This window comes from Albidovulum aestuarii, assembly GCF_029961185.1.
GTDB lineage: Bacteria > Pseudomonadota > Alphaproteobacteria > Rhodobacterales > Rhodobacteraceae > Albidovulum > Albidovulum aestuarii.
Map to the genome: position 1 here is coordinate 106709 of NZ_JASBQQ010000004.1, position 14319 is coordinate 121027.

General features: G+C 62.6%; 16 protein-coding genes. 8 read left to right on the forward strand and 8 right to left on the reverse strand.

Annotated elements, in window-relative coordinates; translation table 11 throughout:
- Window positions 1-148: 148 nt before the first annotated feature.
- Both QKW60_RS11280 and QKW60_RS11285 read left to right on the forward strand, forming a co-directional pair.
- Window positions 149-784, forward strand: coding sequence for a CAP domain-containing protein (locus QKW60_RS11280; RefSeq protein ID WP_282368830.1), 636 nt, complete (start codon window positions 149-151; stop codon window positions 782-784).
- A gap of 134 nt (window positions 785-918) precedes the next feature.
- Window positions 919-1119 (forward strand): hypothetical protein, encoded by a 201-nt coding sequence (locus tag QKW60_RS11285; protein WP_282368831.1) that lies wholly within the window; start codon window positions 919-921, stop codon window positions 1117-1119.
- Between the two features lie 163 nt (window positions 1120-1282).
- On the opposite strand, the gene QKW60_RS11290 is transcribed toward QKW60_RS11285, so the two are convergent.
- The 3 genes from QKW60_RS11290 to QKW60_RS11300 form a co-directional block, all read right to left on the reverse strand.
- Complete coding sequence (locus QKW60_RS11290) at window positions 1283-2356, reverse strand: 5-(carboxyamino)imidazole ribonucleotide synthase (RefSeq protein WP_282368832.1); 1074 nt, start codon at window positions 2354-2356, stop codon at window positions 1283-1285.
- Window positions 2349-2834, reverse strand: coding sequence for a 5-(carboxyamino)imidazole ribonucleotide mutase (gene purE / locus QKW60_RS11295; protein WP_282368833.1), 486 nt, complete (start codon window positions 2832-2834; stop codon window positions 2349-2351). Before purE ends, QKW60_RS11290 begins: the two co-directional genes overlap by 8 nt.
- Before the next feature lie 146 nt (window positions 2835-2980).
- Window positions 2981-3199, reverse strand: coding sequence for a YdcH family protein (locus QKW60_RS11300; RefSeq protein WP_263741651.1), 219 nt, complete (start codon window positions 3197-3199; stop codon window positions 2981-2983).
- Between the two features lie 184 nt (window positions 3200-3383).
- On the opposite strand from QKW60_RS11300, the gene QKW60_RS11305 reads away from it, so the two are divergent.
- The 3 genes from QKW60_RS11305 (at window position 3384) to QKW60_RS11315 (ending at window position 4629) form a co-directional block, all read left to right on the forward strand.
- Window positions 3384-3800 carry an Hsp20 family protein gene (locus QKW60_RS11305; RefSeq protein ID WP_282368834.1) on the forward strand — a complete coding sequence of 139 codons (417 nt, stop codon included), beginning with the start codon at window positions 3384-3386 and terminating at the stop codon, window positions 3798-3800.
- Between the two features lie 11 nt (window positions 3801-3811).
- The gene (locus QKW60_RS11310) at window positions 3812-4039 is read left to right on the forward strand and encodes a DUF1150 family protein (RefSeq protein ID WP_282368835.1); all 228 of its coding nucleotides are present in this window, start codon (window positions 3812-3814) and stop codon (window positions 4037-4039) included.
- 104 nt (window positions 4040-4143) lie between these two features.
- A complete protein-coding gene (locus tag QKW60_RS11315; RefSeq protein ID WP_282368836.1) occupies window positions 4144-4629 on the forward strand; it encodes a cytochrome b in 486 nt (161 codons plus the stop codon).
- A gap of 76 nt (window positions 4630-4705) precedes the next feature.
- On the opposite strand, the gene QKW60_RS11320 is transcribed toward QKW60_RS11315, so the two are convergent.
- Window positions 4706-6769, reverse strand: coding sequence for a bifunctional sulfate adenylyltransferase/adenylylsulfate kinase (locus QKW60_RS11320; RefSeq protein ID WP_282368837.1), 2064 nt, complete (start codon window positions 6767-6769; stop codon window positions 4706-4708).
- A gap of 177 nt (window positions 6770-6946) precedes the next feature.
- On the reverse strand, window positions 6947-7747 hold the full coding sequence (locus tag QKW60_RS11325; RefSeq protein ID WP_282368838.1) for a class I SAM-dependent methyltransferase: 801 nt from the start codon (window positions 7745-7747) through the stop codon (window positions 6947-6949).
- A gap of 118 nt (window positions 7748-7865) precedes the next feature.
- Between QKW60_RS11325 and QKW60_RS11330 the strand changes: the two genes are divergently transcribed.
- Window positions 7866-8552 (forward strand): winged helix-turn-helix transcriptional regulator, encoded by a 687-nt coding sequence (locus tag QKW60_RS11330; protein ID WP_282368840.1) that lies wholly within the window; start codon window positions 7866-7868, stop codon window positions 8550-8552.
- Between the two features lie 274 nt (window positions 8553-8826).
- A complete protein-coding gene (locus QKW60_RS11335; protein ID WP_282368841.1) occupies window positions 8827-10335 on the forward strand; it encodes an ABC-F family ATP-binding cassette domain-containing protein in 1509 nt (502 codons plus the stop codon).
- Window positions 10336-10347: 12 nt separating this feature from the next.
- On the opposite strand, the gene trxB is transcribed toward QKW60_RS11335, so the two are convergent.
- On the reverse strand, window positions 10348-11316 hold the full coding sequence (gene trxB, locus QKW60_RS11340) for a thioredoxin-disulfide reductase (RefSeq protein WP_282368842.1): 969 nt from the start codon (window positions 11314-11316) through the stop codon (window positions 10348-10350).
- Between the two features lie 249 nt (window positions 11317-11565).
- Between trxB and QKW60_RS11345 the strand changes: the two genes are divergently transcribed.
- Entirely contained in the window at window positions 11566-12066 is a 501-nt protein-coding gene (locus tag QKW60_RS11345) for an Lrp/AsnC family transcriptional regulator (protein WP_282368843.1), read from the forward strand.
- A 55-nt stretch (window positions 12067-12121) separates the two neighbouring features.
- Here QKW60_RS11345 and QKW60_RS11350 read toward each other — a convergent pair whose 3' ends face one another.
- Together QKW60_RS11350 and pgeF are read right to left on the reverse strand one after the other, a co-directional pair.
- Entirely contained in the window at window positions 12122-12808 is a 687-nt protein-coding gene (locus QKW60_RS11350) for a Hint domain-containing protein (protein WP_282368844.1), read from the reverse strand.
- A gap of 755 nt (window positions 12809-13563) precedes the next feature.
- Window positions 13564-14319, reverse strand: a complete 756-nt coding sequence (gene pgeF, locus QKW60_RS11355; RefSeq protein ID WP_282369068.1) for a peptidoglycan editing factor PgeF — start codon at window positions 14317-14319, stop codon at window positions 13564-13566.

Genomic DNA, 14319 nt, shown 5'->3' on the forward strand with positions numbered 1-14319 from the left:
CGACAAATACAGTGCGACGACATGGAACGATCCCCTACGCCCTGTCAACGCCCCGGCCCGAAAACGGCATGGCCGGGCCACGTTATTGCCAAAGTTTCATGCACAGTGACGCATGCGCTGCCGCGTTGTGTCGAGCACGGAGGGGATGATGCGAAATCTTGCTGCCAGAGCCTTGCTGAGTGCCGCTGTCGCCGTGACGCTTGCCGCAGGCACGGCTGAGGCCTGTTCGCGCAACATGCCCAAAGGGGCAGAGACGATGATCAAGGCGAATGCTCGGATTGATCAGGGCCTTGCAGACAAGGCGATTCTGGCCGAACTCAACTATCATCGCTGCAAGAAGGGGCTGCCTGCGCTCAAGCAGGCCACGGGACTGCGCAAGGTCGCGGGAACCCATGCGAAATGGATGGCGCGGTCGCAGCAATTGTCGCACCGTTCGACGGTTGCGGGGCAGGCCACTGCCGTCGCCCGGCTGAAATCCTCCGGCATCCGGTTTCGCGCCGGGTCAGAGAATATCGGCTATATCGCGCGGTATCAGCTTGATGGTCGCCGGTTCCTGATCCGCGACCGGGCGAATTGCGGTTTCGCCACGAATGGCGGCCAGATGATTCCGCCGCACAGCTACGCCTCGATGGCGCGGACCATCGTCGATCTGTGGATGGGATCGACAAAGCATCGGCGCAACATCCTTGACCGGAAGGTAACGCAGGTCGGATCGGCAGTCGGATTCGATCCGAGATCGGAATATTGCGGTCGGCTTTATGTTTCACAGAGCTTTGCGGGTTAGTTCTGGCGGCAATGCAACATTCGGGTCAGAATCCGCCGATCCGTCAAATTCTACTTTTCTTCGCGCCATGATTGTGTTTCGGTTTAAGCAATAATGGCGCCGCGCGCTAACGTATCTGAAACCGGAGAACGAACATGAAAAAAGTGATGACCATTGCCGTTGTGCTTGGCCTGTCGGCTGGTACGGCATTCGCCGGCGGTATGTCCGACCCGATGGTTGAAGGCGACCCGGTCGTTGTTGCTGGCCCGGCGGGTTCGGGCAATGGCGCCCTGATCGGCGGCCTGCTGCTGCTGGGAATCGCGGCGGCGGCTGCCGGCTCTTCGTCGGGCACCTGATCCTTCGATCGCGACCAGAAATCGATAAAAAGCCGGGCAGTAATCTGCCCGGCTTTTTTAGTGCTTTCGATGACGTGCCGGTATCCGGATGGTCAGGCGCAGACGTCACAGCCGTCGGTGCCCCGGCACATATCAGCCCCGACGATGCCGGGACAATTCGATGTCAGTTGTGTTTTGAGATCCGGTTCACGTGACCCATCTTTCGGCCAGGTCGGGACTCGGCTTTGCCGTAAAGATGGATCGCCACATGCATTTCCTTCGCGATATCCGGGATACGGCCGATGTCGTCGCCGATCAGGTTCTCCATCACGACGTCGGAATGCCGTGATCCGTCGCCGAGCGGCCAGCCCGCGATCGCCCGAATATGCTGCTCGAACTGATCGACGGCGCAGCCGTTCTGCGTCCAGTGGCCGGAATTATGCACCCGGGGGGCGATCTCGTTCACGATCAGGCCTTCCGGAGTGACGAAAAGTTCCACCCCCATCACGCCGACATAGTTGAGCGCGTTCAGGATTTTCGCGGCAAGCAGCACCGCGTCGGTGCGCTGGGCTGCGGTCAGGCGGGCGGGCACCGTGGTCGTCCTGAGGATGCCGCCCTCATGCACGTTCTCGCCCGGATCGAAGGCTGCGACTTCGCCCGACAGGCTGCGGGCGGCGATGACCGAAACTTCATGCGAGAATGCGACGAAGCCTTCGAGGATGGATGAGGCGCCTTGCATGTCTGCCCAGGCCGTATCGGCATCGAGCTCGGATTTCAGACGCGCCTGTCCCTTGCCGTCGTAGCCAAGCCGCCGTGTCTTCAGGATTGCAGGCGCGCCGATTTCCACCAGCGCCTCGGCAAGATCGGTGGCATCGTCGACGGCGGCATAGGGCGCGGTGGCAAGGCCGAGGTCGCGAAGGAAGCCTTTCTCGATCAGCCGGTCCTGGCTGACTGACAGCGCCCGGCGGTTCGGGTGGATCGGGCAAATCGCCTCGATCGCGTCGAGTGCCGAGGTCGGGATGTTCTCGAACTCGTAAGTGACGATGGCGACCGACTTGGCGAAAGCTGTCAGCGCGGATAGGTCTTCATACGGTGCGGTCGTCACCGCGTGGGCCACATCGGCGGCGGGTGGATTGGCCATCGGTTCGTAGATATGCGTCTTGTAGCCAAGCCGTGCGGCCGCGACCGACAGCATGCGGCCAAGCTGACCGCCGCCAAGAATGCCGATGACGGAACCGGCGGGAAGCGTCTTAGTCATCTTTGGGCTCATCCGGGATGGAGGCGGAAAGGGCGTCGCGCCACGCGTCAAGGCGCTGCGCAAGGCCGGGATTGTTCAGCGCGAGGATGCCCGCAGCCATGAGCCCGGCATTCGCCGCGCCCGCCGCCCCGATGGCCATCGTGGCCACCGGATAGCCCTTGGGCATCTGGACGATGGAATAAAGGCTGTCGACGCCGGAAAGCGCCTTGGTCTGGACCGGCACGCCGATCACCGGCACGCGGGTCTTCGACGCCATCATGCCCGGCAGGTGCGCGGCCCCGCCTGCGCCTGCGATGATCACTTGCAGCCCACGCTCGACGGCCGATTTGCCGTAGGCCCAGAGCCGGTCGGGCGTGCGGTGGGCCGAAACGATCTTCGTCTCATAGCTCACACCGAGTTCATCCAGAACCGATGCTGCCTCCTTCATCGTGGGCCAGTCGGACTGCGACCCCATGATGATACCGACCTTTACGCTCATGGCTGTCCCCGTGCCCGCGAATTGGAGCGCGCACTATACCGGTGAGCCGCTTGCGGGCAAGGCCGCCGGACGATGGGGGATGCGAAAAATCTTGAAGAAAGATTTTTGGACGGATTTGAAAATCCGTTCCTGCACTGTGTCCGCAGTCACGCGATGATGTCGGGCGTCAGGATATCTTCGATCCGCGCGATCTGGTCCTTGAGCGCGAGTTTCTGCTTCTTGAGCCGTTTCAACGTAAGCTGGTCAGCGCGGCCTGAGGTCTCCATCACATGGATCGCCTCATCGAGGTCGCGGTGTTCGCGGCGGAGAACCTCGAGCTTGACGCGCAGAACCTCCGTATTGTCCATCTCCATCCGGGCGTTCATCAGGTCCCTGTTGTTATGAGTCGTGGTGCTGCACGCCGTGAAGATAGCAATTCCCCGTGATGGCGGGAAGCTTTTCGCGCCTGGCCGCCTTGCCGCTGCCCGATTCCATATCCATATTCCTTCCACGGGTCGCCGCTGGGCGGGGCCCGCATGATGTGTCGCTTAATCCAAGGACATGCCCGAGATGACGAAACTGACCTTTGCCGCACACCCCTTCCTTCTGGGCTTCGACGAGTTGGAGCGTCTGGTGGAGCGGACTGCCAAATCCGGCAATGACGGCTATCCTCCGTTCAATATCGAGCAATCCTCGGAAAACGGGTTCCGCATCACGCTGGCCGTGGCCGGGTTCCGCGAGGCCGATATCGCGATCACGGTCGAGGACCGGCAACTGATGATCCGCGGTCGGCAGGCCGACGAGGTGGATGAGGGGCGCGTGTTCCTGCATCGCGGCATTGCTGCCCGCGCCTTCCAGCGCAGCTTCGTTCTTGCCGAAGGCGTGGAGGTGGCCGGTGCGGTGCTGGAGAACGGACTTCTGCATGTCGATCTGACCCGGGCGGTGCCGGACAAGATCGTGCAGACGATCCGGATCACGAAAGGGTAAGGAGAACGGGCATGGATACCAAATACGATTTCGGGCCGGACGCGGGCGAACGCATCGTCTATGTGCGTGAGGTGCCGGTGGCTGACCTGCCGGAAGAGATTCGCGCGCAGGCCGTTGGGCTGGAAACGCTCTATGCCGTCCACGATGCGGATGGTGAGCGGCTGGCGCTGGTCAAGGACCGCAAGATGGCGTTCATTCTGGCGCGCCAGAATGACATGGCCCCGGTCAGCGTTCACTAGGTTTGTGCAACCCGGGTCAAATTGACCCGCGACGGAATTTCCCCTCTGATCCGTGAAGTAAGGGCTGCCGCATTGTCGGTGGTTTCGGACAGGATGAGGGCAAGATGAGTAAGGTTACAGGCTACAGCCGCACACAGATCGCGCTTCACTGGGGCGTTCTGGCATTGATGATCGTCAGCTATGTCAGCGAGGATGCTATGAGCGCGGCCTGGCGCGCGTTCAACCGCGGGCAGGAGGTGACGCCGGGCGCGCATACCGTGCATGTCATTTCCGGAATTCTGATTCTGGTTCTTGCGGCCATGCGACTGCTCGCCAGATGGCGCCGTGGCGCCCCTGCGGCGCCGGATGCCGGGCATCCGCTGATGAAGCCCGCCGCCGCGGTGACGCATTGGGCGCTTTATGCATTGATGATTGTGATTCCGCTGACCGGCATTGCCGCATGGTTCGGCGGCATCCGCGATGCGGGTGAGGTGCATGAGGTGCTGTTCAACGTGCTCCTTTTGCTCGTGGGGCTGCATGTTGTGGGTGCGCTTTACCACCAGTTCGTGCTGAAAGACGGCCTGATGGACCGGATGCGCAAGCCGCTCTGACGTCCTCCGTCAAATCCCCAAACACAAAGGGCCCCGGAAAACCGGGGACCTTTTGGGTTTCTGCAAGGCTGCCGGATCAGGCTCGGATCAGTCCCATGCTTTCCAGCTTCAGGATCACCTGATGCGCGCAGTTGTCGACATCGACATTCTCGGTCTCGACCTTGAGCTCAGGATTCTTCGGTTCTTCGTAAGGGTCCGAGATACCGGTGAACTCCTTGATCTTGCCTTCGCGCGCGAGCTTGTAGAGCCCCTTGCGGTCGCGGCGTTCGCATTCCTCAAGACTGGTCGCGACATGAACTTCCACGAAGGCGCCGTAAGCTTCGATCATCTCGCGGACCGCGCGGCGGGTGGCCGTGTAGGGCGCGATCGGGGCGCAGATGGCGATGCCGCCGTTCTTGGTGATCTCGGACGCGACATAGCCGATGCGCTTGATGTTGATGTCGCGGTGTTCCTTCGAGAAGCCGAGTTCGGACGACAGGTGTTTCCGCACCACGTCGCCATCGAGCAGCGTCGTCGGACGGCCGCCCATCTCCATCAGCTTGACCATCAGCGCATTGGCGATGGTCGACTTGCCGGACCCCGATAGACCGGTGAAGAAGACCGTGAAGCCCTGCTTGGCGCGCGGCGGCGAGGTGCGGCGCAGTTCCGTCACGACTTCAGGGAAGGAGAACCATTCGGGGATTTCCAGACCTTCGCGCAGACGGCGGCGCAGTTCGGTGCCCGAGATGTCGAGAACGGTCGACCCTTCCGGCACTTCGTCAACGGGGAAATACTGCGCCTTTTCCTGCACATAGACCATCTGTTTGAAATCGACCATCTCGATGCCGATTTCCTCCTGATGCTGGCGCACCAGTTCCTGCGCGGCATAGGGGTCATAGAAATCCTTGCCCTGGCTGTTCTTGCCCGGCCCCGCATGGTCGCGGCCGATGATCATATGCGTCAGGCCGTGGTTCTTGCGGATGATCGCGTGCCACAGCGCCTCGCGCGGGCCGCCCATGCGCATGGCGAGGTTCAGAAGCGACAGATGCGTGGTTGAGGCCGGGTACTGGTCCAGAACCGCCTCGTAGCAGCGCACACGGGTGAAGTGGTCGACATCGCCGGGCTTTGTCATGCCGACGACCGGGTGGATCAGAAGGTTCGCCTGAGCTTCCTTGGCGGCGCGGAAGGTCAGTTCCTGATGTGCGCGGTGCAGCGGGTTGCGGGTCTGGAAGGCGACGATCTTGCGCCAGCCGAGCTTGCGGAAGTAGGAGCGCAGCTCGTTCGGCGTGTCGCGGCGGGCCTTGAAGTCATAGTGGACCGGCTGCTGGATGCCGGTCACCGGCCCGCCGAGATAAACCTTGCCAGCCGTGTGGTGCAGGTAGTTCACCGCCGGATGGGCGATATCGTCAGCGCCAAAGACCTTTTCCGCCTCGACGCTTTTGTTCGGCACCCATTTGTCGGTGACCGACAGGATGGCAAGGATGACGCCCTCGGCATCGCGGAGCGCGATGTCCTGACCGGGTTCGACCTTGGCCGCGAAGTCCTCGGACACGTCGAGCGTCACCGGCATCGGCCAGAGCGAGCCATCCGAAAGACGCATGTTGTCCAGAACGCCGTCATAGTCGGCTTCAGTCATGAAGCCCTTGAGCGGATAGAAGCCGCCGTTCATCAGCAGTTCCAGATCGCAGACCTGACGCTGGGTGAGGTCCCACGAGGGCAGGGCGCCCGCTTCGTGCTTCAGCTTCTGGGCAGAGTCGTAGGAGACATAAAGCTCCGGGATCGGGGCAAGATTGGATTGCATCAAAGGGGTCCTTTTCTTGAGTTGGAGAAGGCCGCTCTCCGTGCCGGTCAGTTCGGCATGAAGCGCGTCATATTCGGCGAGTTTGCGGGCGAGGAACCGATCGGTCAGGCGGGCCTTGGTCGCGGCGCCTTTCGTGGTCAGTTCATAGGTGAAGCGCTGGCGGCGGTCCGGGCCGTTGCGGTCGGCGACACGGATATACCCCGCCTCAGTCGCGGCGCGCAGATGGGTGTTGAGTGTGCCAAGGCTGACCCCAAGCGCATCCGCCGTCGCGCGCTGCGATGCGTCGGGCCGCTGGTCAAGCTGACGCAGCAGGCGGAAGAGCTGATCGTCTTCCGAAGGGGATGTGGCGGCTTGTGGCACCGGGTTTCGACTCAATTTGTGTTCAACACTGAACACATCTCATAGGCGGCAAAAAAAGGAAAGCAGTTATCGCCGATTGGCGCTGTTCAGGCGCTGAGTGACCCACGTGCAACAGGATTGTCTTGATCTCTGAGTGATCAGGGACGGATACCCAGACAATTGGGCGTCCGATCGGCGTTACGTGCGGATAAGGATCAGATGCGCGGGGGCGGGGAAGGCAACCCGTCCATCCCCGCTGACGTATTGCGGGAAAAGTGACGCGGCAGCGGCCTTTAGCGTGACAAGCTGGTCGGGCGACACCAATTCAGCCAGCGTCCAGCCACCTATTTCCGTGTCGATCCATCCATCAAGCGAAGCATGCCGCGCGGTGCCGGTGAGGATGCGGTGTTCGGCCATTTTCAGCCCCGCCCGGCCCAGTTCCGCTTCGATGTCCGTCATGTTCCCCAGCACAAAAGGTGCGCTCAGCGCATCGGCCGCCGTGGGCCCGACGATCTCCCGCAGCAGCGGTACGAGCTGATCATATCCCGGGCTCCGGCCAAGCGCCTCCCATGTCAGAAGCGCGATCCGCCCGCCAGGGCATGTCACCCGCGCCATTTCTCGCAGGGCGCGGGTGCGGTCGGCGAGGAACATCAGCGCGAACTGGCAGAGGGTCACGTCGAAACGGCCGTCGTCGAAGGGCAGGGCCTCGGCCGCGCCTTCAACCCAGTCCACCCGGTCCGTCTTGGCGCGCGCGACCGCCAGCATGCCGGGATTGATGTCGACGCCCGTCACCGACGCCGCCCCGCGCTCGAATGCCGCAAGGGCCGCGATGCCTGTGCCGCAAGCGACATCGAGCACCGTATCGCCCGCCTTGATCCCGGCTGCCTCGGCCAGCATCGGGGCGAACTGGCCAAACAGCGCGGGCACGAAATCACGGTCATAGATTTCGGCGGCAGACATGCTGACCTGCCCCGCCGCTGCATTCGTCATCGTCGTCATGGGATCCTCCATTCTGTCACCCGAAAGGGTCGCAGACGGGTTTTCCTGCCGATAGTCCTGATTCTGTAGTAAACTGGTTGGGTGCCACTCTCGATCCTGCCAGACGAAAGGAGCATCCATGCGCAGCTACGGTCAGTTCTGCCCCGTCGCCAAGGCCGCCGAAATCTTCTGCCAACGCTGGACCGCGCTCATCCTGCGCAACATCACCTGGGGGGCACATCGCTTTTCGGAGATTCAGCGTGGCGTGCCAATGATGTCGCCAACGCTTCTGTCGCAACGGCTGAAGGAGTTGGAGAAGGAAGGCATTGTCGAACGAAATGTTGAAGGCCGTGCCGTCAGCTATCACCTGACGCTCGCGGGCCGCGAATTCACCCCGCTGATCGAGGTGATGGGTGCCTGGGGTCAGCGCTGGGCGCGGCGGGAACTGGAAGAGGGCGAGGTCGATATGGACCTGCTGCTTTGGGGCATCGAGCGCGCGGCGCGGGCTGATGCCTTCGACGGAAGGGCGGTCATACGGATCGAGTTCACCGACCAGCCCGCACATAAGGCGCATTGGTGGTTTCTCTGCGACGACGGGCGCTGCCAGCTTTGCGTCGATGATCCGGGGGGTGCGACGGACCTTTACCTCTCCGCCACCGTGGCCGACCTGATCCGCGTCTATCGGGGCGATGTGCCCCTGCGCCGGGCCTTGTCCGACGGACTACTGGAGGCAATCGGCGACTATCAGGCGGTAGAGGCGCTGCCGGTCTGGCTGAACCTCAGCCCGCTTGCGGCGATCCGGCCCGTTTCGCGTGCCGTTGCCTGACGGGCAAGGCGGTTGCCATCGGATCCTTGGCTCAGTACCCTTACCCAAGGCCAATACGAGGAAGGGAGGGCTGCAAATGCGATCGATCCATAAGCGGCATCTGACTTATGGCCCTGTTCAAGCCCTGCATGACTGACGTGCAGGGCGGATCGAAATAAGGTTTCCGACCCCGATCTGCCCGGATGGGTGGCCTTTCCCTGTTGCGGAGGGCCGCCCGAAGATACCGCCGCGATGACCCGAAGGATGGCATCCGGCCCCGGCAGAGACGACCGATATGACGATTCTGACCCTGAAAGACATTGGCGTAACCCTTGGTGCGCCGCTTTTCTCAGACCTTTCGCTGACCCTCAACCCGGGCGACCGGCTTGGGCTTGTCGCAGCGAACGGGCGCGGCAAATCCACGCTTCTGCGCATTATTGCCGGAGAGGCCGAAGCGACGACCGGCGACTTGACCCGGTCGCGCGGCCTCTGCGTCGGCCATCTGGCACAGGATATTCCCGAGACGCTGATGCAGCTTTCGTTCCACGCGGCGGTGCTTGACGCTCTGTCGAGCGATCAGGCAGAAAACGAAAGCTGGCGCGTGGACATCGTGCTCGATGATCTCGCGGTGCCCGGGGATCTGCGCGACCGGCCGCTTGCCGCCTTGTCCGGTGGCTGGCGGCGTATGGCGATGCTGGCCCGGGTCTGGGTGACGGAGCCGCACTGCCTCTTGCTCGACGAACCGACCAACCATCTCGATCTGGAGCGGATTTCGGGGCTGGAAGCCTTCCTGACCGGGTTGCCGCGCACCTTCCCCCTGATCGTCGCCAGCCATGACCGCGCCTTTCTGGACCATGTCACTAACCGCACCCTCTTCCTGCGCCCCGAGGCATCGCGAGACTTCGCGCTGCCTTACAGCGCGGCGCGGGTGGCGCGGGACGAGGCCGATGCGGCTGAGGCGCGCCGCTTTGGCAATGAGATGCAGAAGGCCGCCGGGCTGCGCCGGCAGGCGGCGAAGCTGAAGAATATCGGCATCAATTCAGGGTCCGACCTGCTGAACACCAAGACCAAGCAGTTGAGCGAGCGGGCGGAACGGATCGAGGCGGCGGCCCGGCCTGCCCATCGCGAAGGCTCGGCGGGCGATATCCGGCTGGACGCGACGCGCAGCCATGCAAGGGCACTGGTGACGCTGGAGGATGCGGGCGTGGCCACGCCGGACGGGCGGGTGCTGTTCCGCACCGGGGCGAAATGGATCGTGCCCGGTGACAGGGTCGTCCTCTTGGGCGCGAATGGCGCGGGCAAAAGCCGGGTGCTTGCGCTGATCGCGGCGGCGATATCGTCGGGCGGGGCGGAGGGCGTGCGTATCTCCGCCTCCGTCGTGCCGGGCATCTGCGATCAGGGGCTGGAGGGGCTGAGCGGGGCCGACACGCCCTTTGACCTCATTGCCGGGCGCTATGGCCAGTCGGACCAGACCGTGCGCGGGTTTCTGGCGGGTGCGGGGATCGACATCGCCGCACAGGACCGCCCGGCAGGCAATCTTTCGGGCGGCCAGCGCGCACGGCTCGCGATGCTGATCCTGCGGCTGATCCGGCCCAATCTCTATCTTCTGGATGAACCCACCAACCACCTCGATATCGAGGGGCAGGAGGCGCTGGAACGCGAGTTGATGGCCGATGACGTCAGCGCGCTCATCGTCTCGCATGACCGCGCCTTTGTCCGCGCCACCGGCACTCGGTTTTGGCGGATCGGGAAGGGGCGGATGGAGGAGGTGGAGGACCCCGAAGCGTTCTTCGCAGGCGGGTAGGCCTGGCTGAGGCTACTCAGCGGCCTCGACCTCTTTCTCGGCCTCCTGCGTGGCCAGCCAGCGTTCGGCATCGAGTGCTGCCATGCAACCCATGCCGGCGCTGGTGACGGCCTGCCGGTAGACATGGTCGGTCAGGTCACCTGCGGCAAAGACACCGGGGATTGAGGTTTCGGTCGTGCCCGGCTTGACCTGCACATATTTGCCGTGATGCAGGTCGAGCTGATCGACAACCAATTCCGAGGCGGGCGCATGGCCGATGGCCACGAAGAAGCCCGCGCAGGGGATGACCTGCGTTTCGCCGGTGTCGACATGTTTCACCCGCACACCGGTCACGCCAAGCGGCGTTTCGTCGCCCAGTACCTCTTCGACTGTATGGAACCACAGCGTCTCGATCTTCGGGTTCTTGAAGAGGCGATCCTGCAGGATCTTTTCGGCGCGCAACTCGTCCCGGCGGTGGATCAGCGTGACCTTGGTCGCGAAATTGGTCAGAAACAGGGCCTCTTCCACCGCGGTATTACCGCCTCCGATCACGACCACTTCCTTGCCGCGATAGAAGAACCCGTCGCAGGTGGCGCAGGCTGAAACGCCGAAGCCCTTGAACTTCTCCTCGGACGGAAGGCCCAGCCATTTCGCCTGAGCGCCAGTGGCGAGGATGACGGCATCGGCGGTGTAGGTGGTGCCGCTGTCACCCGCTGCGGTAAAGGGGCGTTTTGAGAGGTCGAGCGCCGAGATATGGTCTGAAATCACCTCGGCCCCCATCGCCTTGGCATGGGCTTCCATCCGCACCATCAGATCCGGGCCCTGCACCTCGGTATCGCCGGGCCAGTTTTCGACCTCGGTTGTGATGGTCAACTGACCACCGGGCTGGATCCCCTGAACGAGAAGTGGGTTCAGCATCGCGCGCGAGGCATAGACGGCGGCGGTATAGCCCGCGGGGCCGGAGCCGATGATCAGAACTTTCGTATGCCGTGCCGCGCCCATCGTTCTTCCTTTCCGCAACTGTCGCAGGCCATATAATCAGCATTGCGCAGCGGGAAAACCCCTGCTTCGGGTTGGGCAGCTTCGTGGGTGCAGGGCGCGCATGTCTTTCGACGATATTTCCCAGGACTTTCTGGTTTTCTCGCTGCCGTGGCCATGCGCGCGCGAAAATAATTGCGCGAGCGCGAAATATTATTGCGCATCCGGACACCCGAAGGTAAGTTCCGCAAAAATCCGAGGAGCATAGTACCGATGGGCGCCAATCGTCTTGACGAGATCGACCGCAAAATCCTGGCCGAGTTGCAGGATGACGGGCGCATGACCAATGTCGAACTGGCCCGCCGCGTCGGGATATCAGCCCCGCCGTGCCTGCGCCGGGTGCGGACGCTGGAAGAGGCGGGCTATATCCGCGGCTATCATGCCGATGTCAATCCGCGAGAACTGGGTTTCGAGGTTCAGGTCTTCGCCATGGTCGGCCTGCACAGCCAGGCCGAGGTCGACCTGTCGGCCTTCGAGCAGCGCTGCAGGGACTGGCCGTTTGTGCGCGAATGCCACATGCTGAATGGCGAGATCGATTTCATCCTGAAATGCGTGGCGCCCGACCTGTCGTCATTCCAGACCTTCCTGACCGAAGAACTGACCTCGGCCCCGAATGTGGCCAGCGTCAAGACATCGCTGGTGATCCGCTGCGCCAAGGACAAGCCCGGCGTACCATTTGACGTGCTGGAAGAACGGCTCGGGCGCAGCGCCTGAGACCGATGAACGGTCCCTGGCGCCGCGCCCAGGAGGCTGCCGGTCCGGTTTCGCCCTAACCGACCAGGGCTGCCTCGACCTCTTTGGCGGTCATCCGCGGATGCGCCATTGCGCCGAAGCCGCTGAAACCCTGCAAATGCGGGAAAAGCGAAAGGAAGCGCTGGGACAGTTCCACACCGAACCGGTTCTGAAGCTCGGGGCCGGGGTGGTAGCTTTCGATATCGAGCCCGGCGGCGCGGATCGAACCCTGCCGTTCAAGCATGATGTGATAGACCGGCACCGGGGTGACCGGCGTAACCTCGATGATGCTGACACCATCGACAAAGGTCGTCGCCGGGGCGTAGGAGCCGCTGAGATGCGCCTGATCGGGATTCTGGTCGCCGCGCACGAGAAGGCGCGCCGAGGGGCCGAGGACGACATCGGGCATCGGCCGCCCGACACCGAACGCGTCGGCGGTCACCCGGATCATCCGGCCAGAGGACATTCCCGGCATCGCGTGTGCCGGGAAGAGCGTCATCGAGCCGATCCAGGTGATGGTTTCGCAGCGGCCTTCGGCAGTGATCGCGACCATACCGGGCACGAGATCTTCGATTGCGACCGGCCCTTCGGTCGTCGCGATGACCGTTCCGCGGGCAAGTGCCGAGAACGCGGTCTCGAATTCCGAGATCGCGGGCGCCAGACGGATGACACTTTCAATATTGCCATCGGAATCGAGATAAGACACTTCGTAGCGCCGCGTCATCGGAGCGCCGGTGGGCGCTGCCTTGCGGGCCTTGGGTGTGATTGAAGGAACAATTTGACTATGGTTTTTCGAAGGAGGCGTAACATCCGCCGAAAAACGGGCGGGGAACTGGGCATACGACACTAAAGCAGCCTTTCAGCACTATAGATCTGCGGGGCCCCCACCCCGAGTGCAGATTCATGAAGCCCACGGTAATCTGGCATTCATCAAGAAGTCAAAGCAGGCCGCTCACTAGGCGGGTCTGCCTGTGCAATTCCCGATCACGCCTGTGCTTTGTTGCACCTGCTGCGACGAGTGTCGCTGTATTGGAAATAGATTGGGTCCGATCTGCATTAAATGCGCGAATCGGTGCCGCTTGATGAGGCGATTTAATCGCTTCGTATGTCAGGAATTTTTGCGGCAGGACCGCCAAGTCTCGGCGGTTTATCCGGGGCGGTTCGCCCGCGCCCAGGGAAAGGCGAACTCGGGGCTCACGCTCTCAAGGAGAATTCTTTTCATCCAGCGGGGCTTCTGCGTCATTTTTTTGTCCTTGCCTCTTGGTCCGGCCTCTTTTGGGCCATGGATGCGGTGCAGATGCCTGCCCGCGTCACCACTCTAACCAGCAATGCGGCGCTGATAGGGCGGCTCAGGTTGTATTTGATCTGTCGGCGACTACCTGACTTTCCCTTTTAAATTAACCATTTTCAAAAGCTTACGACAGGGTATGCGAAATCGGACTCGAATTGTGGCTTTTCTGTGGCGACCTGAAGCTCGCGTTAAAGGCGAATTGCGGAAATCAAGCGCCCATAATCCGCCTCGTGCAGATGGACGGAGCGGCGGTACGAGAAGAACCTCTCGGGATCGCTGTAGGTGCAATGGCCCGTCCATTCGGCGCGTCGGACGCCTGCCTTGCGCAACCGGTAGAGCCCGAAGCCCGGCAGATCGAACAGGGCCCGGTCGCCCCTTCCGCCGGAAAAGAAGCGCGAATGCGCGGGATCTTCGGTCAGGAACTCGTCGACGAATTCAGGGCCGACCTCATAGGCTTTCTGACTGATCGAGGGGCCGATCACCGCCACCGTGTCGCCACGCCGCGCCCCGAGCGCCACCATCGCGTCGAGCGTCGCCTCCAGCACACCCGACAACGCGCCGCGCCATCCGGCATGGGCGGCGCCAATGACGCCGGCATTGCGGTCGGCGAAAAGCACAGGCTGGCAGTCGGCGGTCAGCACCGTCAGGGCGAGCCCGGGTTCAGCAGTCACCAGCGCATCGGCCCGCATCGGTGCGGTCAGCGGCCCGGTTACCGTCACGACATCGGCAGAATGAATCTGGTGGACACCGATCATTGATCCGGTCGAGATACCCAGTGCCCCTGCCACCCGTTCGCGGTTGATAGCCACCGCTTCGGTTTGGTCCGAAGAGCCATGGCCGCAGTTCAGCCCGGCAAAGATGCCCGACGACGCACCCCCCTTGCGGGTGAAAAATCCGTGCCGGAACGGCGACAGCGCGTCATGGGTCAGAATGTCCAGCGTCAT

Coding starts and splice junctions, on each gene's coding strand:
- QKW60_RS11335 (WP_282368841.1), top strand. CDS start 8,827: ATGACGATTCTGACCCTGAAAGACATTGGCGTAACCCTTGGTGCGCCG.
- pgeF (WP_282369068.1), bottom strand. CDS start 14,319: ATGACGCTGGACATTCTGACCCATGACGCGCTGTCGCCGTTCCGGCAC.
- QKW60_RS11350 (WP_282368844.1), bottom strand. CDS start 12,808: ATGACGCGGCGCTACGAAGTGTCTTATCTCGATTCCGATGGCAATATT.
- QKW60_RS11315 (WP_282368836.1), top strand. CDS start 4,144: ATGAGTAAGGTTACAGGCTACAGCCGCACACAGATCGCGCTTCACTGG.
- purE (WP_282368833.1), bottom strand. CDS start 2,834: ATGAGCGTAAAGGTCGGTATCATCATGGGGTCGCAGTCCGACTGGCCC.
- QKW60_RS11310 (WP_282368835.1), top strand. CDS start 3,812: ATGGATACCAAATACGATTTCGGGCCGGACGCGGGCGAACGCATCGTC.
- QKW60_RS11300 (WP_263741651.1), bottom strand. CDS start 3,199: ATGAACGCCCGGATGGAGATGGACAATACGGAGGTTCTGCGCGTCAAG.
- trxB (WP_282368842.1), bottom strand. CDS start 11,316: ATGGGCGCGGCACGGCATACGAAAGTTCTGATCATCGGCTCCGGCCCC.
- QKW60_RS11325 (WP_282368838.1), bottom strand. CDS start 7,747: ATGACGACGATGACGAATGCAGCGGCGGGGCAGGTCAGCATGTCTGCC.
- QKW60_RS11330 (WP_282368840.1), top strand. CDS start 7,866: ATGCGCAGCTACGGTCAGTTCTGCCCCGTCGCCAAGGCCGCCGAAATC.
- QKW60_RS11285 (WP_282368831.1), top strand. CDS start 919: ATGAAAAAAGTGATGACCATTGCCGTTGTGCTTGGCCTGTCGGCTGGT.
- QKW60_RS11345 (WP_282368843.1), top strand. CDS start 11,566: ATGGGCGCCAATCGTCTTGACGAGATCGACCGCAAAATCCTGGCCGAG.
- QKW60_RS11305 (WP_282368834.1), top strand. CDS start 3,384: ATGACGAAACTGACCTTTGCCGCACACCCCTTCCTTCTGGGCTTCGAC.
- QKW60_RS11290 (WP_282368832.1), bottom strand. CDS start 2,356: ATGACTAAGACGCTTCCCGCCGGTTCCGTCATCGGCATTCTTGGCGGC.
- QKW60_RS11280 (WP_282368830.1), top strand. CDS start 149: ATGCGAAATCTTGCTGCCAGAGCCTTGCTGAGTGCCGCTGTCGCCGTG.